Source organism: Pseudomonas sp. GL-B-12 (genome assembly GCF_019955895.1).
Classification (GTDB): domain Bacteria; phylum Pseudomonadota; class Gammaproteobacteria; order Pseudomonadales; family Pseudomonadaceae; genus Aquipseudomonas.
Genome location: NZ_JAHBCX010000027.1, coordinates 1 through 22,700, shown reverse-complemented (window position 1 = coordinate 22,700; position 22,700 = coordinate 1). Strand labels below are relative to the sequence as shown.

Annotated in this window: 17 protein-coding genes; 10 read left to right on the top strand and 7 right to left on the bottom strand. The window is 60.7% G+C overall.

The annotated features are described in order from the left end of the window. The first annotated feature begins 54 nt into the window (after positions 1-54). The gene (locus tag KGA85_RS16035) at positions 55-1,509 is read left to right on the top strand and encodes a TrkH family potassium uptake protein (protein WP_223456417.1); all 1,455 of its coding nucleotides are present in this window, start codon (positions 55-57) and stop codon (positions 1,507-1,509) included. On the opposite strand, the gene KGA85_RS16030 is transcribed toward KGA85_RS16035, so the two are convergent. Beyond that, positions 1,466-2,527, bottom strand: a complete 1,062-nt coding sequence (locus KGA85_RS16030; RefSeq protein ID WP_223456416.1) for an AraC family transcriptional regulator — start codon at positions 2,525-2,527, stop codon at positions 1,466-1,468. The genes KGA85_RS16035 and KGA85_RS16030 overlap by 44 nt on opposite strands. Before the next feature lie 160 nt (positions 2,528-2,687). Between KGA85_RS16030 and KGA85_RS16025 the strand changes: the two genes are divergently transcribed. Beyond that, positions 2,688-2,999 (top strand): Mpo1-like protein, encoded by a 312-nt coding sequence (locus KGA85_RS16025; RefSeq protein WP_223533299.1) that lies wholly within the window; start codon positions 2,688-2,690, stop codon positions 2,997-2,999. A 27-nt stretch (positions 3,000-3,026) separates the two neighbouring features. Next, positions 3,027-3,617 carry an HD domain-containing protein gene (locus KGA85_RS16020; protein ID WP_223456414.1) on the top strand — a complete coding sequence of 197 codons (591 nt, stop codon included), beginning with the start codon at positions 3,027-3,029 and terminating at the stop codon, positions 3,615-3,617. A 127-nt stretch (positions 3,618-3,744) separates the two neighbouring features. On the opposite strand, the gene KGA85_RS16015 is transcribed toward KGA85_RS16020, so the two are convergent. Further along, complete coding sequence (locus tag KGA85_RS16015; protein WP_223533298.1) at positions 3,745-4,560, bottom strand: UDP-2,3-diacylglucosamine diphosphatase; 816 nt, start codon at positions 4,558-4,560, stop codon at positions 3,745-3,747. A gap of 136 nt (positions 4,561-4,696) precedes the next feature. Between KGA85_RS16015 and KGA85_RS16010 the strand changes: the two genes are divergently transcribed. Both KGA85_RS16010 and KGA85_RS16005 read left to right on the top strand, forming a co-directional pair. Further along, a complete protein-coding gene (locus KGA85_RS16010; protein WP_223456412.1) occupies positions 4,697-5,461 on the top strand; it encodes a helix-turn-helix transcriptional regulator in 765 nt (254 codons plus the stop codon). Between the two features lie 71 nt (positions 5,462-5,532). Then, positions 5,533-6,426 (top strand): DMT family transporter, encoded by an 894-nt coding sequence (locus tag KGA85_RS16005; RefSeq protein ID WP_056721458.1) that lies wholly within the window; start codon positions 5,533-5,535, stop codon positions 6,424-6,426. Here the strand turns inward: KGA85_RS16005 and KGA85_RS16000 are convergent. The 4 genes from KGA85_RS16000 to recQ form a co-directional block, all read right to left on the bottom strand. Continuing rightward, positions 6,420-6,707 carry a SelT/SelW/SelH family protein gene (locus KGA85_RS16000; protein WP_223456411.1) on the bottom strand — a complete coding sequence of 96 codons (288 nt, stop codon included), beginning with the start codon at positions 6,705-6,707 and terminating at the stop codon, positions 6,420-6,422. The genes KGA85_RS16005 and KGA85_RS16000 overlap by 7 nt on opposite strands. 33 nt (positions 6,708-6,740) lie before the next feature. Next, positions 6,741-7,991: a FimV family protein gene (locus KGA85_RS15995; RefSeq protein ID WP_223533297.1), complete on the bottom strand. Its 1,251-nt coding sequence runs from the start codon at positions 7,989-7,991 to the stop codon at positions 6,741-6,743. A 127-nt stretch (positions 7,992-8,118) separates the two neighbouring features. Next, the gene (locus tag KGA85_RS15990) at positions 8,119-8,553 is read right to left on the bottom strand and encodes a MarR family transcriptional regulator (protein WP_150724407.1); all 435 of its coding nucleotides are present in this window, start codon (positions 8,551-8,553) and stop codon (positions 8,119-8,121) included. Positions 8,554-8,672: 119 nt separating this feature from the next. After that, the gene (gene recQ / locus KGA85_RS15985) at positions 8,673-10,799 is read right to left on the bottom strand and encodes a DNA helicase RecQ (RefSeq protein ID WP_223456409.1); all 2,127 of its coding nucleotides are present in this window, start codon (positions 10,797-10,799) and stop codon (positions 8,673-8,675) included. Between the two features lie 372 nt (positions 10,800-11,171). On the opposite strand from recQ, the gene KGA85_RS15980 reads away from it, so the two are divergent. The 5 genes from KGA85_RS15980 (at position 11,172) to KGA85_RS15960 (ending at position 16,322) form a co-directional block, all read left to right on the top strand. Then, a complete protein-coding gene (locus KGA85_RS15980; RefSeq protein WP_007975277.1) occupies positions 11,172-11,759 on the top strand; it encodes a YecA family protein in 588 nt (195 codons plus the stop codon). Positions 11,760-11,769: 10 nt separating this feature from the next. Further along, complete coding sequence (locus KGA85_RS15975) at positions 11,770-12,165, top strand: YbaN family protein (protein ID WP_223456408.1); 396 nt, start codon at positions 11,770-11,772, stop codon at positions 12,163-12,165. Positions 12,166-12,275: 110 nt separating this feature from the next. Further along, positions 12,276-12,983, top strand: a complete 708-nt coding sequence (gene lapG, locus KGA85_RS15970; RefSeq protein WP_223456407.1) for a cysteine protease LapG — start codon at positions 12,276-12,278, stop codon at positions 12,981-12,983. Between the two features lie 22 nt (positions 12,984-13,005). Beyond that, positions 13,006-14,946 (top strand): cyclic di-GMP receptor LapD, encoded by a 1,941-nt coding sequence (gene lapD, locus KGA85_RS15965; protein ID WP_223533295.1) that lies wholly within the window; start codon positions 13,006-13,008, stop codon positions 14,944-14,946. 134 nt (positions 14,947-15,080) lie between these two features. Continuing rightward, positions 15,081-16,322: a carboxypeptidase-like regulatory domain-containing protein gene (locus tag KGA85_RS15960; RefSeq protein ID WP_223533294.1), complete on the top strand. Its 1,242-nt coding sequence runs from the start codon at positions 15,081-15,083 to the stop codon at positions 16,320-16,322. A gap of 391 nt (positions 16,323-16,713) precedes the next feature. On the opposite strand, the gene KGA85_RS15955 is transcribed toward KGA85_RS15960, so the two are convergent. Continuing rightward, positions 16,714-22,700, bottom strand: a 5,987-nt coding sequence (locus KGA85_RS15955) for an Ig-like domain-containing protein (protein ID WP_223543219.1), incomplete at its 5' end; no start/stop codon positions are given.

The window sequence follows — 22,700 nt, the reverse complement described above, 5'->3', positions numbered from 1 at the left end:
GCCCTGCCTCGCAGGTAGAATGGCGCCCTTTCCACTATCAGCCGAGCGGACCTCATGGCGTTGCCGACCTTACGGATCATTGGTTTCATCATCGGCATCTTCCTGATAACGCTGGCGATCTCCATGGTCGTGCCCATGGCCACGCTGGTCATTTTCGACCGTACCAGCGATCTGCCGTCGTTCCTCTGGGCCAGCATGATCACCTTTGTCGCCGGTTTGGCGCTGGTGATTCCGGGGCGCCCCGAACACATTCACCTGCGCCCCCGGGACATGTACCTGCTGACCGTCAGTAGTTGGCTGGTGGTGTGCATCTTCGCCGCGCTGCCGTTCCTGCTGACCCAGCACATCAGCTACACCGACTCATTCTTCGAAAGCATGTCCGGCATCACCGCCACCGGCTCGACCGTACTCAGCGGCCTGGACACAATGTCCCCCGGCATCCTGATGTGGCGCTCGTTGCTGCACTGGCTCGGCGGCATCGGCTTCATCGGCATGGCGGTGGCGATTCTGCCGCTGCTGCGTATTGGTGGCATGCGGTTGTTCCAGACCGAGTCGTCGGACCGCTCGGAAAAAGTCATGCCCCGCTCGCACATGGTGGCGCGGCTGATCGTGGCGGCCTACGTCGGCATTACCATTGTCGGCAGCCTGGCGTTCTGGTGGGCCGGGATGAGCCTGTTCGACGCCATCAACCATGCGATGTCGGCGATTTCCACCGGCGGCTTCTCCACCTCCGACCAGTCTTTGGCCAAGTGGCCGGAGCCTGCGGTGCATTGGGTCGCGATCGTCATCATGATTCTCGGTGCCCTGCCGTTCACCCTGTATGTCGCCATGTTGCGTGGTAACCGTCGGGCGCTGATCAAGGATGAACAGGTTCAAGGCCTGCTCGGCATGCTGCTGGTGACCTGGCTGGTACTCGGCACCTGGTATTGGTGGACTACCCAACTGCATTGGCTGGAGGCGTTGCGGCATGTGGCGCTGAACGTGACGTCGGTAGTGACCACCACTGGTTTTGCACTGGGGGACTACAGCCTGTGGGGCAATTTCTCGCTGATGCTGTTCTTCTATCTGGGGTTTGTCGGCGGTTGCTCCGGCTCGACCGCGGGCGGTATCAAGATTTTCCGCTTTCAGGTGGCCTATATCCTGCTCAAGGCCAACCTTAACCAGCTGATTCACCCGCGCGCGGTGATCAAGCAGAAGTACAACGGTCACCGCCTCGACGAAGAAATCGTGCGTTCGATCCTGACCTTTTCGTTCTTCTTTGCGATCACCATCTGCGTGATTGCGCTGCTGCTGTCGCTGCTCGGCGTGGACTGGATGACCGCCCTCACCGGCGCGGCCAGTACCGTGTCCGGTGTCGGCCCGGGGCTCGGCGAAACCATCGGCCCGGCGGGCAACTTCGCCACCCTGCCGGATGCCGCCAAGTGGATTCTCTCGTTCGGCATGCTGCTGGGCCGGCTGGAGATCATTACGGTGTTTGTGCTTTGTATTCCGGCATTTTGGCGTCATTGACCGCGTCAGGTGTTTGCATCAGCCGCATCCGGTACTCGCCGGGTGTGGCATCGAACCAGCGGCGGAAAGCACGGAAGAAGTTGCTCGGATCGGCAAACCCCAGCAAGTAGGCAATTTCCAGCAAGGTCATGCTCGGTTGCGCCAGGTACTGCTCGGCCAACTCGCGCCGGGTATCGTCCAGCAGCACCTGAAAACTCGTGCCCTCTTCCTGCAAGCGCCGTTGCAAGGTGCGCTGGGACAGATGCAGCGTCTGCGCCACGGTGTCGCGCTTGGGCTCGCCTTGGGGCAACAGGCGGCACAACACCTGCCGCGCCTTGTGAGTCACGCGGCTTTCGGAAAAACGCGCCAGGTATTCACCGGCAAAGCGGTCATGCAGCAACGCCATGGCCTCGTTGGCCGTCGGCAGCGGCGCTTCCATATCGGCGCGTTCGAAAATCAGCGCATCGTAAGGCGCGTTGAACACCAGCGGTGCATGGAAGGCTTGTTTATAGGGTTCCAGGTTGGCCGGCTCGGCGCCTTGCAACAACACTTTGCGTGGTTGCAACGTACGCCCGGTCAACCAGCCGCACAGCGCCAAGGCACAGGCCAGTGAAGCTTCGGCGCTTTGCCGGGTCGGCGGCAGATGATCGCCATGCACCGTCAGAATCAATGCGTAGCCTTCTTCCAGCAGTTGGAAACTCAGGTCGGCACTTTCGGCGATGATCCGCTGATAGCGCACCAGTCGCTGAAAGCCTTCGGCCAGGGTCTGGCTGGACATCAAGGCGTAACCGGTCACATGAAACTGCGCCGGTCGCACCAACTTGCCCATGTTCAGGCCGATGGCCGGGTTGCCGGACAGTTCGACCGCGCGCTGCCACAGCCGGGTCATGGAATCTTGCGTGAAGCGTGCATCCGGATCATCCAGTGCCGCGTAGTCGAGCCCCAGCTGTTTGAACAGCGCCCGGCAATCGAGGCCGTCCATCTCCAGCGCTTTGACAATCCCCATCGCCCAGCTTGCAGAAGTCGTTCGTTCGCTCATGGCGTTTTCTTACATGGTGAGCCGCATGCTACGGCTATTGACCGAAGGATACTAAAGTGGCGCCTATTGTCACTGGCTGATGCCATTGATCACTCTAGACTCAAATAAGCTACCCGCAGAACAACTTGCAGCAAGAACAATAACCACAGAGATCGCAGTCGTGGAAAACGTCAAACGATTCAACAGCTTCACTGAGTTCTATCCTTACTACCTCAGCGAGCACAGCAACAGCACCTGTCGCCGTTTACATTTTATCGGCACGACCCTGGTTATCTTGATTCTGTCGCTGACCATTGGTCGCGGAGCATGGGTGCTGTTGTGGACCCTGCCACTGGCCGGTTACAGCTTTGCCTGGGTCGGGCATTTCTTCTTCGAGAAGAACCGCCCGGCAACGTTCCAACACCCCTTCTATAGCCTGCTCGGCGATTTTGTCATGTACCGGGACATGGTTATGGGGCGCGTTCCGTTCTAGCTGACATCCGTCACAAGAGAGTTGCCTATGAATGCCAATGCCCGCTTCACCCACATGAAGGACGGCACGCAGGAAGACTGGGCGATCATCGCCGCGGACTTCAGTGCCTACGCAAGACAATTGCCAACACGGATCGTGGCGCACCTGAGGTTGCTGGAGGGTGATTTTGGCGGGTTCCCGGTGGATCGCCTGACCCACTCCCTGCAAACCGCCACCCGCGCCTGGCGCGATGGCCGCGACGAAGAGTACGTGGTCTGCGCCCTGCTCCACGATATCGGCGACACCCTGGGTTCCTACAACCACCCGGACATCGCGGCGGCGATCCTCAAGCCGTTCGTCAGCGCCGAGAACTTGTGGATGGTGGAAAAGCACGGGATTTTCCAGGGCTACTACTTCTTCCATCACCTGGGCATGGATCGGCATCTGCGTGAGCAATTCCAGGACCATCCGCAGTACCAGGCGACCGTCGAATTCTGCGCCAAATACGATGCGGCGGCGTTTGACCCGGCGTACGACACGCTGCCGTTGAGCTTTTTCGAGCCGATGATGGAGCGCTTGTTTGCGCACCCCAGGGATTCGATCTACAAGGCGGCGATGGAAGAACACGCACCGGCCTGACAGATCCAGTGGGACCGCTTCGCGGTCCATTCGCGAGCAAGCCCGCTCCCACAATGGCCGGAGTTGCTCACAACCCTGTGGAAGCGGGCTTGCTCGCGAAGAGGCCAGCACACACACCGGATAATTTTCAGGCCAACTCTGCCACCCTGGCCGCCTTCAACTGCGCCTCACGCGCCTGGGCATCCGCCAGGCGATACAACTCGATCGAACCATCCCAGTGCTCGATCAGCGCCGTGCACGATTCCACCCAGTCGCCGCAATTGAGGTAATCCACCTCGCCGACCTTGCGAATCTCTGCATGGTGAATGTGCCCGCACACCACGCCGTGCAGCTCGCGCTTGACGCATTCATGGGCGATGGCTTCTTCGAAGTCGCTGATGAAGCTGACCGCGGTTTTCACCTTGTGCTTGAGGTAGGCCGACAGCGACCAGTAGCCGTAGCCATATCGCGCGCGCCAATGATTGAGCCAGCGGTTGAGGGTCAGGGTGAGTTCGTAGGCCGAGTCACCGAGAAACGCCAGCCAGCGATGGTAACGGGTGATCACATCGAACTGGTCGCCATGAATTACCAGCAGGTGCCGGCCGTCGGCGGTGACGTGCACGGCTTCGTCGACCAACTGGATATTGCCCAGGATCAGCTTCGAATAGCGGCGCAGGAATTCGTCGTGGTTGCCGGTGACGTAGATCACCTCGGTGCCGCGCTTGCTCATGGTCAACAGGCGACGGATGACGTTGGTGTGCGCTTGTGGCCAGTACATGCCGCCGCGCAGTTTCCAGCCGTCGATGATGTCGCCGACCAGGTAGATCTTGTCCGCGTGGTAGCTTTTGAGAAACTGCGACAGGTGTTCAGCCTGGCAATCCCGGGTGCCCAAATGCACGTCGGAAATCCATAAAGTCCGTACGCGTTGTTTACGGGTGGGTTTGGCGAGCTCGGCGCTGGTCATGGGCAACCCTCTGGACATGTTTTGTAAAGTTTGCGCTGGTCGAGTTAATGGTCCATGACAACACCAAGTCAGTCGTGTGACAGCGCTTATCAGCCTGCCCGGGTGTAGACTGGCGGCCTGATACGGGAGACCTGCGATGAGACCGATCCTCACGCTCCGCCAATACAGCCACGACCTGATCGTCCACAGCCACGAACACGCACAATTGGTGTTCGGGCTTTCGGGCGCGCTGGATTTCGAGGTCGACGGCCGTGGCAGCCAGGTAGTCCAGCAGAGTTTCGTGGTGGTGCCCTCCGGAGCGCATCACGCGTGTGGCAGCGCCAATGGCAGCCGCTGCCTGGTGCTGGATGTACCCGGCGAACAATGGGTTGCCCAGTCGTTGGGCGATCACGCCGAGTCCAGCCGACGCTTGCTCGACAACGCCGGCCGGCTGCCCCTGGACGCCGGGCAAAGCCAATTGGTCAGTTGGCTGGCGAACAGTCCGGTCGATGATCCGTTGATCGCTCAACAAGGCGCGGTGCTGTTGCTGGCCAGTCTCAACAACGCCAGGCCCGATGCCGTCGGCGGTCGGCGCCTGCCCTATGCGGCGCTGAATGCACACATCGATCAGTACGCGGCGTACCCGCTGCAAGTGGCCGACCTGGCCCGGGTGGCCGGCCTTTCCAGTGCCCGTTTGCATGCACGGTTCGTGACCGAATGCGGGCAGACGCCGATGGACTACATCCGTAGCCGACGCCTGCACATCGCGGTGGGCTTGCTGCGCAACTCGGCGCTGCCCATCGGCGAGATTGCCAGCCGCGTCGGCTACAGCTCCCAGAGTGCCTTCGCGGCGGCGGTGTTGCGCGAGTTCGGAGCATCGCCCGGGAAACTGCGGCGCGAGGCTGGCGACAAAGGACGATAGTTTGCCGACAGACTTGATGGGCCATTACGCGCTTCAATGAGGCCTCTGTTCGTTTGTCGTTAAGGATTGCAATGACTCCCCGTACCGCCCTTGGCGCCTTGCATATAGGCGCATTGATGTTCGGCCTGACCGGTGTGTTCGGCAAACTGGCTGCCGCGTCACCGGCGATCATCGTTTTCGGCCGTGCCGCCTTTGCCGTGCTCGCGCTGGCGTTCTTTGCACGGTTCGCCAGCCAGACGCGCTGGCAGAAACTCGAGGCTGTGGACTGGCGTCGGCTGCTGCTCAGCGGCTTGTTGCTGGCCGGACACTGGGTGAGCTTCTTCATTGCAGTGAAAGTCGCAGGCGTGGCGATTGCGACGCTCGGTTTCGCCAGCTTCCCGGCCTTTACCGTGATCCTCGAAGGGCTGATCTTCCGCGAGCGCATTCGCGCCAATGAAATTGTGCTGGTGCTGCTGGTGAGTGTCGGCCTGGTGCTGGTCACGCCTGACTTTGATCTGGCCAGCGGCGCCACCACCGGTCTGCTCTGGGCAGTAGGTTCCGGGTTGTTGTTCGCCCTGCTGTCACTGACCAACCGTGCCAGCTCCGGGCGGGTCCCGCCGGTACAAGCGGCGCTGTGCCAGAACGTGGTGGTTGCCCTGTGCCTGCTGCCGGTGGCGGCGCCTCAATTGAGCGAAGTGCGCGCCATCGACTGGCTGTGGATCGGCCTGCTCGGTGTGTTCTGTACCGGTGTCGCCCACAGCCTGTTCGTCGCCAGCCTCGCGGTGATCAAGGCACGCACTGCCGCCGTGGTGTTCGCCCTGGAGCCGGTCTACGGCATCACCGTCGCCTGGCTGCTGTTCAACGAAAACCCGACCCTGCGCATGTTGCTGGGGGGCGCGCTGATCATTGTGGCGATTGTGGTGTCCAGCCGGTTCTCAAGTGGTACAAGCAAGAAGGCCGTTGCAGCCGAGGCCGCGTCTCACTGAGTGCGGTCGTTGTGCCCCAGGTCGCGGTCCGGGTCGATCTGGTCACGGACTCGCTGCTTGAGCACTTTGGCCTCGGGGAAGCCACCGTCCGCCTTGCGCTCCCAGATCTGCACGGTGTCACAGTAAATATGAAAGACCCCGCCGGTACCCGGCACCAGGGAGACTTTGCCCAGGTCATCACCAAAGGTGCTGAGCAGTTCCTGGGCCAGCCAGGCCGCACGCAACAGCCACTGGCATTGCGTGCAATAGGTGATGATGATTTCCGGTTTGCTGACGGTCATGATGGGAATTGACTCCAGAGTTTGACGACGCCGCTATGATAGCCCGACCGGTGGCTGCCGAGACGGCGGCGCGGGTTGCGCCTCCAACTCGAACGCAGGCTCGATCATGGCCAGAGCAACTGACTGCCTGTTCTCGTTCGGGCTGATCACGTCCCAACTCGACGCCATGGACAGCTCCTCCAGGTTGAGCCGGTACTCATCGTCAGTGGCGGATTCGCCGGACATCGCCAAACCCGGAACCACCGCCACGGCGGCAGCGATCGGCATGGAGTGACGGCTATCGACCCGCTCAAGCTCATCGTTGGCCGGCACTCCGTCGCGATGCGCAGTGGACGGTGGCATGACGGGGGGCCACATCACTGGCTCGGAGAGGAGTTCAGCCAATGGCTCATGCTGCGACGACAGAGCCTCTGACGCTGTGGCTTGGTGCTGCTGGCGCTGGCGGCGAACAAACCAGCCCAGTACCAGCAACATCAGCGCCGCCACACCAGCGATCGGCAGCCAGCCAATCCCGGGGTTTTCAGCAATAGCGGGGGCTGGCGCCACTGCGTCGGAAGCAATGGGTTGCGCCTTTACCTTCTTGAGCTCCGCCAGTTGGGTTTGCAGTTCGGCCAACTGTTTTTTCTGGCCGGTGATCAGCTCATCCTGGTCTTGAAGCTTCGCGTTGAGCTCATCGACAGTGGTTTGCAACTGGTGGTTTTGCAGGGCGCTGGCGGCCAGTTGTTCAACAGCGGGATCAACCACGGCGACGTCCGTTTCTGACGTCGTCTTTGTCTCGGGTGACGGCGGTACGACCGGTTGAACACGGGGGAATGCGGACGCAGGGGAACGGGAAACCAGTTCATCGGCGGCGGGAACAACCCCCGACGAACCCGGCGGATCGATCAGTACCGTGTACTCACGCAGCAATCGCCCATTAGGCCGATTGAGCTGTACGAGGAAATTCAGGAACGGCTCACTGACCGGTTTGCTGGAGGTCACCTGGATCACGCTGCGATTACCGCGCAGGACCGGGGTGAACTTCAGGTTATTGAGGAAAAATACCCGGTCAACCCCGGCACGGCTGAACTCGTCCGCCGTTGCCAGGCTCACCGACAACTCGTTCTCTTCCAAGCCAGCCGCATCCACCAGTGCAATCTCGGCACGCAGCGGTTGATTCAGCGCCGAATGCAGGGTGATTTCACCCAGGCCCAGCGCAGGTGCCCATGCCGAGTAAGTGACTGCGGCCCCGGCCAGCAACCACTGAGAACCACCGCGTAAAACCAATCGCCAACACTTGAGCATGAGCATCCTTGAGATCTACAGAAACTACCCGTACGCGTTCGTACATCCGTTACGAACACGATATTGCCGAGTAGTTCTTATAGTTTGCCCAATGCGGTATCTCAAAAACCTGGCGTTCGGTTATGCCTCAAGACTTTTCAAGGTTGCCCAGGATGTGCCCGTGAACCCGCATGCACACCTTCAAGTCCGCCTCATCGACGCCTTCGAACAGTTCGTGACGCAGTTGTGTGGCAATGGTTTCAATTTGTTCGATCAGGGGACGCGCCGGCGCGCAGAGCACGATTTTCTTCGCCCGACGGTCTTCCAGCACCGCCTGGCGTTGCACCAGGCCCTGGCTTTCCAGGCTGTCGAGTAAACGGGCCAGGGTCGGGCCTTCGACGCCAACGCTTTGTGCCAGCTCACGCTGGGTCGGTGCTTCATCGAAACGCGCCAGGTGCAGCAGCACCAGCCAGCGCGCCTGGGACAAGCCCATGCCCGCCAGTCGGCGGTCCAGTTCGGCACGCCAGCCACGGGACATCTGGGCCAATTGCATGCCAAAGCGGTGTTGATCGGTTAACGGCATAAAACACTCATGATTAGACTGAAATAAATAAAAACTAATTATTAGTCAGCTAAGCATGAGCCTCGGCTTGAGGCAAGGCTTGATCTGCACTGAATCGTTACATCAGCACAACAGATGCCTCAAATCTCGAACTCCGACTGCAAGGCAGCACGAACGCAGTACAACACCCCTTCCGGCACCCTGCCTGCAAACAGCGCGGCGATCTCGGAAACCGCCGGCAATTCGCCTTCACCGTCGAGGAAGGCGTCCTGGATTTCACCCATCAGGTCTTCAGGCAGATCCAGTGCCTGCTCCAACGACAACTGCTGCTTGCCGATCGCTTCGGCCAGCATGGTGTAGACGTTCTTTTCCGAGCACTGCAATTGACCGGCGATCTGTACCGGCGTCATCCCGGCCCGCGCCAGAGTGATCAGTTCATGACGCACGTCGGCCACCGGTTTCGGCGCCTCGACCTGGCCGCCAAGCACTTCGAGGAAGGCCTCGCCATAACGCTCCAGCTTGCGCGCGCCGACACCGCTGACCGTGGCCATTTCCGCCAGCGAGGTCGGCTGGCTGCGCAGCATCTCCAGCAAGGTCGAGTCGGGGAAGATGACGTACGGCGGCACGCCATGTTCTTCGGCGAGCTTGCGCCGCAAGGCGCGCAAGGCTTCCCATTGTTCGCGCTCCTCGCCACGGACCAGTTGGCTCGCCTGGCTCTTGCTGCTTTTCGCCACGGTTTGCGCCTTGAGATCGCGGCGCAGCTCCAGGGTCACTTCGCCCTTGAGCAGCGGCCGGCAACTGTCGCTCAGGCGCAAGCCGCCGTAGCCTTCGAGGTCGATGTCCGCCAGACCACGGGCCACCAGTTGGCGGAACAACGAGCGCCATTCGCCCTCAGCCATCGCCTTGCCAACACCAAACACCGACAGGTGCTGATGGCCAAAGTTGCGGACCTTTTCGTTGTCCTTGCCGAGCAGTACATCCACCAGGTGCCCGACGCCGTAGCGTTGACCGGTGCGGTAGATCGCCGACAACGCCTGACGCGCCGGCTCGGTGGCATCCCATGTCTGCACGCCGTCGACGCAGTTGTCGCAATGCCCGCAAGGCTCGGGCATGTCTTCGTCGAAGTAGGCCAGCAGCGTTTGCCGACGGCAGCGGGTTTCTTCGCAGAGCGAGAGCATGGCGTCGAGCTTGTGTTGCTCCAGGCGTTTGTGACGCTCGTCGCCTTCGGAGTTCTGCAGCATCTGCTTGAGCATCACCACGTCTTGCAGGCCGTAGGCCATCCAGGCATCCGCTGGCAGGCCGTCACGACCGCCGCGACCGGTTTCCTGGTAATAGGCCTCAAGGGATTTCGGTAGGTCGAGGTGCGCGACAAAGCGCACGTTGGGCTTGTCGATGCCCATGCCGAACGCCACGGTCGCGACCATGATCAAGCCTTCCTCATTGAGGAAGCGTTTTTGATGGTAGGCCCGCAAATCATTGGGCAGGCCGGCGTGGTACGGCAGCGCGGGGAAGCCTTGCTCGCTGAGAAACGCGGCGACTTCCTCGACTTTCTTGCGCGACAGGCAATACACGATGCCCGCATCGCTACGGCGCTCGGCGAGGAATGCCAGCAACTGCTTGCGCGGCTGTTCCTTGGGCACGATGCGATAAAAGATGTTCGGCCGGTCGAAGCTCGACAGGAAGCGCTCGGCGTCTTGCAGGTGCAAACGGGTGACGATTTCTTCCCGGGTGCGCTTGTCGGCCGTGGCGGTCAGGGCAATGCGCGGCACGTCGGGGAACATTTCCGCCAACTGGCCCAGTTGCAGGTATTCCGGACGGAAATCGTGGCCCCATTGCGACACGCAGTGTGCTTCGTCGATGGCGAACAGGGAGATGTTCAGCCCCTGCAGAAATGACAGCATGCGCGGCTGGACCAGACGTTCCGGCGCCAGATAGAGCATTTTCACTTCACCGCGACGGATGCGGGCGGCCAGATCGCGCTGCTGCTCGGCGCTGAGGGTGGAGTTCAATGCGGCGGCCGCCACGCCCAGCTCTTCGAGGGTGGCGACCTGATCGTCCATCAGTGCGATGAGCGGCGAGACCACCACGGCCAGGCCTTCACGCAACAGCGCCGGGACCTGGAAGCACAGGGACTTGCCGCCACCGGTAGGCATCAGGACCAGGGCATCGCCGCCACTGGCCACGCGCTCAATGATTGCACCCTGGCGGCCACGGAAACTGTCGTAGCCGAAGATGTCCTTGAGGACGCGTTGAGCCTGTTCGAGCATAGAAACTCCAAAAATCACCGAAACATCCCTGCAATGCTGGTTCAGAACCCGCGATGCTGCACCGACAAATCGTAAGTGCGCATTGCATGACGCTTCACATTTCAGCCGTAACGCCAGCAGGGCATCACAAAACGCGCGAGTATACCCGAGCCCCGTTCGGCAAAGGGTGCCGCTGATAAGACTCACACAATCGGACTGTGGGAGCGGGCTTGCTCGCGAAGAGGGAGTGTCAGTCGACATTAATGCAGCCTGGCACACCGCCTTCGCAAGCAAGCCCACTCCCACAAAGGTGCAAATATGCCGTGCGGCTGGCCCAAGCGCTCAAGAAGGCCTAGAATTCCCGCATCGAACATTCCCCAAGGTAGTCCTTTAATGTCCTTCGCTGAGCAACTAACCCGCCTGCAAGTCTTCCTCGATGCTGATGAACTGCATGACGAGGCGCTGGACTACGTGGCCGCCCACGGCTACCTCACTGCGCTGTCGATCTGCTCCGAAGTGGTTCCGGACCGCGAATGGATCGATGCCCTCTTCGCCGAAGAGCCGCATTACAGCGGCGAAGCCCAGCGCGAAGAGATCGAAGCCACGCTGATCGGCCTCAAGGCTCACATCGCCCGTCAACTGGCCTCCGACGAAGAATTCGAGCTGCCGTGCGACCTCGACCTGGGCGACGACCCGGACGATTCCGAACTGCGCGGCTGGTGCATCGGTTTCATGGAAGGCGTGTTCCTGCGCGAAGAAGCCTGGTTCGAAACCGCCGAAGACGAAGTCAGCGAAATGCTGCTGCCGATCATGGTCGGTTCGGGCCTGTTCGACGAGCAACCGGAGTTCTCCGACATTGCCGCCGATGCCAACCTGATGGACGACATGATCGTGCAGATCCCGGAAGCCCTGACCGCGCTGTACCTGCTGTGCAACGCACCAGACGAAAAACCGGCGATCCTCAAGCCACGTCACCACTAAGGTTCTGCCTATGGACAACCCCATAGGCAACCGCCCCCTGATGTTGCGCTACGGGCTGCTGGCCATCGGCTGGCTGAGCGTGGCGCTGGGGGTAATCGGGATTTTCCTGCCGGTATTGCCCACCACCCCTTTCCTGCTACTGGCGGCCGCCTGCTTCGCCCGCAGCTCTCCGCGTTTCTATCAATGGCTGGTTGAGCATCCACGGCTTGGCCCGTGGATTCGCGATTACCTCGATGGCAACGGCATCCCGCTCAAGGGCAAGGTCTACGCCATCGGCCTGATGTGGGCGAGCATCCTGTTCTCCTGCTACCTGGTGCCGCTTCCCTGGGCACGGAGCTTCATGCTGACCAGTGCGGTGCTGGTGACCGTCTACATCCTCAAGCAGAAAACCCTGCGCAAATCCTGAAGTCTCCCGGGACCCTTGTGGCGAGGGGGCTCTGCGCAATCCCGACGATCTGCCCTCCCCCCGCAAAAACCCCACCTAAACTTCACCCATCTACACTCGAGCAGCCAGACATGGCCCGCAGTCTGCGTAGTCCAGGATGGCCAACGCTCCGACTTCGGCTCGGCGGGTGGTTACTGCTGGCAGGTTTGCTACTGGTCGCATTCAACGGGGTCCGGGCCGATTGGGATTTTGCGCAGATTCTGCTAACCGTTGAAAAACGCTACGGCCCGCTCGGACCGGCGCGTGGCCGGATCGAGGCGTGGAGTCAAATGCTGCAAAGTGCACGCGGCGCCCCCGAACGCGATCAGCTCAACGCGGTGAACCGTTTCTTCGATCAGCAGCTGAACTTCCAGGACGACACGCGCATCTGGCAACAGAACGATTACTGGGCCACGCCCGTCGAAGCCCTGATCAAGGGCGCCGCCGATTGCGAGGACTACGCTCTGGCGAAGTATTTAAGCCTGCGCCGACTCGGTATTCCCAGCGAAAAACTGCGCATCACCTACGTCAAGGCCCTGAGCCAGAACCAGGCGCACATGGTGCTGACGTTCTACAGCACCCCCACGAGCGACCCACTGGTGCTGGACAACCTGATTGGCGATATCCGCCCCGCATCCCAACGCAAAGACTTGCTGCCGGTATACGCCTTCAACGCCGAAGGGCTGTACTTGCCGGGCAAGAACGGCGGTCAGCGCAGCAGCGACTCGAAAAAGCTGTCGCGCTGGCAGGACGTGTTGAAAAAGATGCAGGCCGAAGGGTTCGACATCGGCGACGGTTAACCGCCTTGGCAAGGAGCGAAGCATGACACTGCGTAAACAGTTGTTCCTGGCCATCTGCCTGTTCCTGCTGGTGGCGTTCAGCGGCAGTTTTTTTGCCAGCCTGGAAAGCTCCCGCGAGCAAACGCTCAGCCAGCTGCGCGCCCACGCCCAGGACGCGGCCACCGCACTGGGGCTGTCGCTGACGGCACAGGTCGATGACCCGGCAATAATGGAGCTGATGGTCAGTTCGATTTTCGACAGCGGCTATTTCAGCAGCATTCGCGTCATCAGGCTCAAGGATCAGCAAACCCTGGTGGAACGCACCGCACCGACAAAAGTCGACGGTGTGCCTGACTGGTTCGTCAACCTGGTCGACCTGCGCCCGGAAGGTGGCGATGCACTGATCATGCGCGGCTGGGAACAACTGGCACGGGTCGAAGTGCTGAGCAATCCGCAATTCGCCCTGGCCAAGCTCTGGGACAGCACCCTCGGCAGCCTGATCTGGTTGCTGTTGTGCGGGTTGTTCAGCGCGGTGATTGGTGGATGGATGCTGCGCCGGCAATTTCGCCCACTCGACAGCATGGTCCGACAGGCTGAGGCCATCAGTAAACGCGAGTTTCTCAGCCTGCCGAAACTGCCGCGCACACCGGAACTGAAACGGGTGGTGCTGGCGATGAACCAAATGGTCGAGAAGCTCAAGACCCTGTTCGTCGAAGAGGCTGCGCGCAGCGAAAAACTGCGGGCCGAATCCTATCTGGACAGCCTCACCGGCCTGGCCAACCGGCGCCTGCTCGACGAGCAACTGACCGACCATTTACGCGTGTGCGAACAGAGCCGCGACGGCCATTTGCTGATGTTGCGGATCAACGACCTGAACGGCCTCAACCAGCGCCTGGGTGGCCAACGGACTGACGCGCTGATCACTGCCGTCGGTGAATTGCTCAAGCGCCTGACTCAATTGCCGCAGCGTCACACCTGGCTGGCGGCGCGCAACCGTGGCGGCGAATTCAGCCTGCTGACACCGGGTCTGGATGCTGAAAGTGCCGCGCGCCTGGCTGCCGATGTCAGCGTCAGCCTGGAGAACCTGCACCTGACCGGCGCCAGCGATTGCATGCCGGTCGCCCATCTGGGCGTTGTCGCCTACCACCCCGGTGAGCCGATCAGCACCGTACTCCTGCGCCTTGATCAGGCACTGACCGAGTCCCGGCAGCATCCCGAACGACCCTGGGTTCATTTGAGCCATCGTGACACGGCGCCGAATCACTCCCAGCACGACTGGCGCACCTGGATCGACGACGCCCTGACCCACGGCAAAATGCAGTTGTACTTCCAGCCCGTCGTGCAATGCGCCGACACCCGCCAGGTGCTGCATCACAAAGTGCTCGCACGCCTGCTCGACCCGCAGGGCGAGGCGATTACCGCCGGACATTTCCTGCCATGGATCGAGCGTCTCGGCTGGTCGGCACGCTTCGACCTGGCGATGCTCGAAGCCACGCTGGACGACCTGGTGGTCAACCGCAGGCCCTTGGCGCTAAGCCTGTCCGGGAGCACCCTGCGCGACCAGGTGCAATGGCGAACAATCCTCGACCTGCTTGATTCCCTTCCCGAACTGGCGCCGCTGCTGACCCTGGAAATCGACGAGCGCCAGTTGCCATCCCCCGAAGTGCTGCAGAACCTTTGCAGAACATTGCTCAAGACCGGTTATCGAGTCGGCCTGCAGCACTTTGGCGGGCGCTTCAGCCAGATCGGCAACCTGACCCAGTTGGGGTTGGCGTACCTGAAAATCGATGGGGCCTACATTCGCAACATCGACGAGCAGCCTGACAAGCCGCTGTTCATCGACGCGATCTTTCGCGCGACCCACAACATTGATCTGCCGCTGATTGCCGAGATGGTCGAGACACCGGGGGAACTGGAAATCATCCGGGAGTTGGGCGTATTCGGGGCGATGGGGAGGTTAATCGGACCACCGAAGCCAACGTAGCAAGGCAGCCTATACAACTTCAACCATTGATTGGAAACCAACCTGCAGCTGTTATTTATGACAGTAGGCAAGCTATCTGACCAGGTTTTAAATCACTCCGGCACCCTCACTTTTCAATACCCGGAGTCATCATCATGACTGCTAAACCACCGAACACCTCAGCACTCACGCCAGACACACAGAGTGAAGTAATCGCTAGAGTAACCCTCGATGAAATCCTAGACAGCAGCGGTGCTCTCGTTGACAAAAACAGCGTTACTTTTGACCCAATCCTGGAATTAAGGGGTACCGCCGCCCCTGATAGGGAGCTCAATATTCGCGATCGCTCATCCCCTATCAGTAATGTGACCAGCGGTAGTACAGGAAACTGGAACAAAGAACTCGACTTTCAACAGGGATTCAAGCGTTACAGCCTTAGTGCTATTGAAACAAAGAGACCTTACGACTTCTCCACATCGTATACGTTCGTTCTGGCGACCGAGACACCGATCATCGACAAAGTCACTGGCAAGGATGGTCCGATTGAAAGTGGCGCGATCTACGACGGCGACTGGTTGGTGATCTCCGGCTACGCACCTCCCGATATGGAAGTTGTAGCTTTCAACAGCGACACATCCACGGGCAAGAAAGCCACTGTTGATCGTGACGGCCTGTTCAATCTCACCTTCGATGGGATTACCGCTGGCACCTACAGCATCAAGATCAAGGCAACCAATGGCAAAGCGTCCAGCGTGTTCGAATTCCGCGTCGTATCGGATGTAAAACTGATCCTTGATACGGTCCTCGATTCCGAGGGGAGGGTGATCGCTGAAGGCACCACCACCTACGACGACAAGGTTACGGTCAGTGGCTATGCCAAGCCCGGCAAAAAGGTGCAACTGCGCAATAACGAGACCCCCATCGACGGAGCAACGGCGACCGCCCGGGAGGGCGACGGACTCTGGGAAATCGTACTTGAGGTGTCCCCCAGTTCGTACAGCCTTGACGCTCAGGCGCTTGATGACGAGAGCGAGATTTCCAAGCCGCCACGCACCTTTACCGTGGAATCCACCATCAAGCCGCACAATACCCGGGTGTACGATACGGACGGCCTGATCGAAGACAACGGTAATACCCGATACAACTATGTCGTTGTCAGGGGTGATGCTGAACCGTCAGCCGAGATCAAGCTGAAAATCAACGACGTCACCGACCCTAGGCCGGAAGCGACCGACGATAAGGGTAAATGGGCCAGACTCGTTTCAAATCTGAACTACGGAACCACTTATGAATTCCGTGCGGTGGCAGAGTATGGAGAAAATTCAGAGTCCGATTCATGGACTATTTCTGTAGAAAGCGAGCGCCTTCGTGCCGATCCTTGCCTAGTCCTGAAATAGGTTTACACCTGTTTCACCCTAACGCCCGATGCACCGCATCGGGCGTTTTGTATTTCAAAGGAGAGGTGCGGGCGCTCCTGGTTGTAGATCAAGATCGGCGCCCGCGCAGCATCGCTTTGTAATCGAGCAACCGTTGCTGTTGAGCAGACAATTTTTTGAATGTCGACATTTCGTAGTTCCTTTCCGTGACCGGACACAATGCGCCAACGGTGTAGCTATCTGACGCCCGGTAAAATCAAAAACCGGCGGTTGTTCGAAAAAGCTGACATACGCCCGAAAACGAGAAAAGCCCTGCAAGCGTAAACCTGCAGGGCTTCTCGGTCAGGCTGACCATCTCATTAAACCCGCCACTCCTTCACAGGGATGGCGGGTTCTTTAATGGTTTTTCAGATCACACGGTGTCCACCTTCAACGAATGGTCATTGAGCATGCCGTTGATGATGGTCGCCGTGTCATGCCCGCCCGCGATCACCCCACCCGCTCCCGGCGTTACACCGTAATGGCTGGCGAGGTTGACGCCAGCCAGGTCGATGGTCTGGTTTGGCGCGGCGCCGGCCATGGCGCTGACGTCGATGCTGGTCACCGTCGACGGCCCGCTACCGGTGACGGTGAAGTGCAGGTAGTCATCCAGTGAAGCCGTGGTGCCGCTCTCCCCTTGCAGCAGTTGCGACAGATCGAGCTTGTCGGTGCCGGGCGTGAAGTCGGTGATCACGTCATGGCCACTGTTGCCCTTGAGCCACTGGAAAGTATCGGCCCCGGTTCCGCCGGTCAGGGTGTTGTTGCCCAGGCCGCCGATCAGCAAGTCATCGCCGCCCCCGCCGTTGAGGATGTCGTTGCCCAGGCCGCCATTGATCACGTTGCCATTGTTGTCACCGGTCAGGGTGTCGTTAAAGTTTGAGCCGGTTAGGCTTTCGATACCGGTCAGGGTGTCCGAGCCCGCGCCCAGGGTGTTCTGTGCAGCGAGCAGGCTGAGGTCGACCGTCACTCCGGCGCTGGCATGGGCGTAACTGGCCGTGTCGATGCCCGTACCGCCATCGAGGATGTCATTGCCCTGCCCGCTGAAGAGCAGATCATTGCCGGCGCCGCCGTGCATCTCGTTGTTGCCGGAGCCGGCAGTGAGCACATCGTTGCCGTCGCCGGCATTGATGATGTTGTTGCCCGGGCCTGCCACCAGTACGTCATCGCCGCTGGTGCCCGTGAGGGTGTGGCCGTCCTGATAGCTGATGGTCAGGTTGGCCGAGTCGCTGCCGCCATGGTTGTCGTTGGCGGTGTAGGTGCCGTGGTAGTCCGGGGTGACGTCGTGTGCCCCGGCGTAATTCACGGTCATGGTCAGCTGATAGTCTTCCGCCGCATTCGTATTGCCGTTACCGGGGTTGGTGATGTTGGTCAGGTGGATCTGGTAGGTGCCATCCGCGCTTGCGGTGATGGTGCCGCCATCGGCGATGCTGACGAACGCCCCACCGTTGAGCGAATACTCCATCGTGACGTGCCCGGCATCCAGGTTGTGATCGAGATTGAGCGTCTCGCCTTGTTTCAGCTTGACCGTGATGAGGTCTTCATTGTTGCCATTGGAGTTGTTCGCTGCGCCGAGATAGCCACTGATCACCAGCAGCGCCGTCATGGTCGCCGCGTTGGCCGCAAAGGCATTGCGCACGTCTGCCAGACTCTGGTTGGCGGGGTTGTTGTTGGTGCCGGTGAAGCTGATCGCGCCGGTGCCAGTGAAGTCCGCGCCCTTCGCTATCCAGCCGGTGTTGAACGAGGTCGGAGTCGCCGAGAGTTGATCGCCATTGGGGTCGGTGTCGTTGGCCAGCAACAGTTCGCCCGGCACCACGACAGTGCCCGAGAGCACGTTGGTGATGACGTTATCATCGGCGGCCACTGGCGGTGCATTCGGTATGACTTTGACCGTCAGGGTGGCGCTGGCCAGGTCGCCGTCGTTGTCGCTGGCGGTGAATCCGATGTTTTCGGTGATCAACACCGACGTGGTTTTCTGCGAAATGTAGGCGTATTCACCGGTGTCGAGATTGATCTGCAAGGTACCGCTGTTGTTGGTGGCAATGCTCAACGTGTTGTCCACGGTGTTGAACGTGCTGTGGTTGAGCCCGCCGCTGAAGCTCAGCGAGCCCTGATTGCTATTGCCGCTCGGATCGTAGGTGTACGTGGTGCCGTCCACCGTGATGGTCTTGATGAAGCCGCCATCGGCGCCGAATGTGCCGCCCTCGCCCAGCAGCGAACCGGTTACCGGTGCGCCGATCACCGTGCCGGACAGCACCGAGTTGAGCTGGTTGAGGTCGGTCACCACCACCGCATTGGTGTCGGTGTGGCTGCTGCCGTCATAGGCCAGTGGATTGAGATTGTCATTGCTCACACCGCTGCCCAGGCCGATCGCGTAGTTCTTGATGTTGTTGGCATTGAGGAAGACTTTCAGCGCGGTCTCGTCGGCGGTGCCGATTTCCAGGCCAGTGTTGGGCTTGCCGTCGGAGAAGAAGTAGCCGACGTTTTGCGCACCGGTCAGTTTGCCCGAGGTGTTGAACGCGGTCTGCATGGTCACCACGGCCGCGTCGTAGTTGGTGCCGCCGTTCGCGATGAGGCCGGCCAGCAGTGTCTTGGCGGTCGCTACATCGACCCACACCGAGGTCATGTCGGTGGCGCTGCTGCTGAAGGTGACGAGCTGCACTTTCACATCCCCCAAGTCGTCGTATTTATCCAGCAAGGCACTGATGGCCTGCTTGGCCAGATCCAGCCGCGACAGGTTCGACACACCGGAAGGGTCGGCCATGCTGCCGGAGACGTCGAGCACGATCAGCAGGTTGGAATCGATCTCCACCGCCGCCACCGAGCGGTCCGTTGCCACCGCCTTGGGCACGTCATCGACAATGTTGACCACGATGGTGCTGGTGCTGCTGTTGCCCAATGCATCGGTGGCTTTGTAGGTGAAGCTTTCACTCAGGCTGTTCGGCCCGTCGTTGGCATTAGGCGAGGTTTTCGGTGCCGAGGTCAGGGTGTAGGTGTAGCTGCCGTCGGGGTTGAGCAGGATCTGCCCGTAGGTGCCGGTGGCGCTGCCGACCAGGGTGTAGGTGAGCGCGCCGCTGCCACCCGAGACCGAACCGACCAGGGTCCCGGACGCGGTTTCGCCAGTGTTGCCCGGGTCGCTGCCGGTGACGGTGCCGGCGGCCAGGTCCTGCCCGTCCTTGCTCAGGTCGAGGGCTTTTTCGTAGACCGTCACGTCGCTATCGGGGTTGGCCTTGATAATGCTGTCGGCCACGTCGATGGTGATGGTGGTGGTGCTTTCATCGCCATCGGAATCACGCACGGTATAGGTGAACGTATCAGTGGCCCCCGCATCGCCGACCGAGTTCTGGTTGCTGTGATACACCGCGTTGCCGTTGGCATCGAGGGTCAGGTAGCCATAAGTGCCGTTGATCGGGTTGCCCAGCCCGCCGATGGCCGACGTCGAGGTATTGCTGCCGGCGCGTACGCCGACCACCGTCGCCGGACCATCGGCGCCGCTGATGTCGTTGCCCAGCACACTGATGTTGACGGTGCCGCCCTCCACTACCGACGACGAGTCAGGTTTGGCGCTCGGCAGGTCATCGACGATGTTGACGTTGATCTGCCCGGTCGCACTGTCGCCGTCCGTATCGGTGGCCACGACGTTGAAGTTCTCGGTGAGGCTGTTGGCGCCGTTGGCCGTTGGATGGGCTTCGTTATCGTTCAGCGTGTAGCTGTAGCTGATCACCCCGGTGGCGGCGGCGAACCCGGTGATGGTCAGAGTGCTGCCCAGTGGCGTGACGGCGGTTTGCGGGAAGCCGGCGACCACGCCACCGCTGACCACAGTGATGCCGCCCACGGTCAGTGTCTGCAGGCCGTCGAGGGCAGCCACGGTGAACGTCCCGGTCTGGGTCAGGGCCGACGTGTTGGGGCTGGTGCCGTCGCTGAGGTTTTTTTCGTAGACCGTCAGCTCACCCCCATACACGTCGAGGCCGTTGAGGGTCACCGTATCGTTGTTGTTGTAGACGTTGAGCACCAGGTTGGCAGTGCTGCTGTCGCCGTCCGAATCGGTGATGGTGTAGGTGAAGGATTCGGTGCCGTCGCCACCACCGTGCAGGGCTTTGAAGTCGGCATCATTGGGGTTCAGCGTGTAGGTGTAAGTGCCGTTGGCGTTGAGCACCAGGGTGCCGTAAGTGCCGGTAAAGGTACCGGGGGTGATCGGTCCGGTGTTTTCACCGACCGTCACCCGGTCGGCGCCTTGCACGTCGTTGCTCAGCACGTTGCCGTTGAGCGTCAGCAGGGTTTCCGAAGCGGTATTGGCATTGCTGTCGTACACGCCTTTTGGCAGGTCGTCGACGATGTTCACGTCGAGGCTGCCCGTCGCGGTGGTGCCGTTGTCATCGACCACGGTGACGGCGAACTGCTCAGGTAGGGTGTTGGCGCCGTTGGCGGTTGGGTGGGCTTCGTTATCGTTGAGGGTGTAGCTGTAGCTGACGACACCGGTCGCGGCATTGAACCCGGTGATGGTCAGGGTGCTGCCCAACGGGGTGGTGATCGATTGCGGGAAGCCGGCGGCCACACCAGCGGTGACCACGGTAATGCCGCCGACGGTCAGGGTTGTCACGCCATCGAGTGCGGTGACGGTGAAGGTGCCGCTTTGAGTCAGGGCCGGCGTGTTGGGGCTGGTGCCGTCGCTGAGGTTTTTTTCGTAAACCGCCAGCTCGCCGCCATACACGTTGAGGCCGTTGAGGGTCACCGGATCGTCGTTGTTGTAGACGTTGAGCACCAGGTTGGCGGTGCTGCTGTCGCCGTCTGAATCGGTGATGGTGTAGGTGAAAGATTCGCTGCCGTCGCCACCGCCGTGCAGGGCTTTGAAGTCCGCATCGTTGGAGTTGAGCGTGTAGGTGTAGGTGCCATTGGCATTGAGCACCAGAGTGCCGTAAGCGCCGGTGAAGGTGCCGGGGGTGATCGGGCCGGCGTTTTCGCCGACCGTCACCCGGTCCGCGCCTTGCACGTCATTGCTCAGCACGTTGCCGTTGAGCGTCAGCAGGGTTTCCGAAGCGGTATTGGCATTGCTGTCGTACACGCCTTTTGGCAGGTCGTCGACGATGTTCACGTCGAGGCTGCCCGTCGCGGTGGTGCCGTTGTCATCGACCACGGTGACGGCGAACTGCTCAGGCAGGGTGTTGGCGCCGTTGGCGTTAGGGTGGGCTTCGTTATCGTTGAGGGTGTAGCTGTAGCTCACGACACCGGTCGCGGCATTGAACCCGGTGATGGTCAGGGTGCTGCCTAACGGCGTGGTGATCGATTGCGGGAAACCGGCGGCCACACCAGCGGTGACCACGGCAATGCCGCCGACGGTCAGGGTTGTCACGCCGTCCAGTGCGTTGACGGTGAAGGTGCCGCTTTGAGTCAGGGCCGGCGTGTTGGGGCTGCTGCCGTCGCTGAGGTTTTTTTCGTAGACCGTCAGCTCACCGCCATACACGTTGAGACCGTTGAGGGTCACCGGATCGTCGTTGTTGTAGACGTTCAACACCAGGTTGGCGGTGCTGCTGTCGCCGTCCGAATCGGTGATCGTGTAGGTGAAGGATTCGGTGCCATCGCCACCGCCGTGCAGGGCTTTGAAATCGGCATCGCTGGTGTTCAGGGTGTAGGTGTAAGTGCCGTTGGCGTTCAGCACCAGGGTGCCGTAAGCGCCAGTGAAGGTGCCGGGGGTGATCGGGCCGGTGTTTTCACCGACCGTCATTCGGTCAGCGCCTTGCACGTCATTGGTCAGTACGTTGCCGTTGAGGGTCAGCAGGGTTTCCGAGGCCGTTGAAGCATTGCTGTCGTACACGCCTTTTGGCAGGTCGTCGACGATGTTCACGTCGAGGCTGCCCGTCGCGGTGGTGCCGTTGTCATCGACCACGGTGACGGCGAACTGCTCAGGCAGGGTGTTGGCGCCGTTGGCGTTAGGGTGGGCTTCGTTATCGTTGAGGGTGTAGCTGTAGCTCACGACACCGGTCGCGGCATTGAACCCGGTGATGGTCAGGGTACTGCCCAACGGCGTGGTGATCGATTGCGGGAAGCCGGCGGACACGCCACCGCTGACCACGGCGATACCGCCCACGCTCAGGCTCGTGACGCCGTCCAGTGCGGTGACGGTGAAGGTGCCGTTCTGGGTCAACGCCGTGGAGTCCGGTGCGCTGCCATCGCTGAGGTTTTTCTCGAAGACGGTCAACTCGCCGCCCTCGACGTTCAATCCGTCAATCGTGATCGAGTCATTGTTGTTGTGGATCTGCAGCACCAGGTTCGCGGTTCTGCTGTCGCCGTCCGAGTCGGTGAGGGTGTAGGTGAAGGATTCGCTGCCATTGCCGCCACCGTGCAGGGCTTTAAAGTCGGCACCGC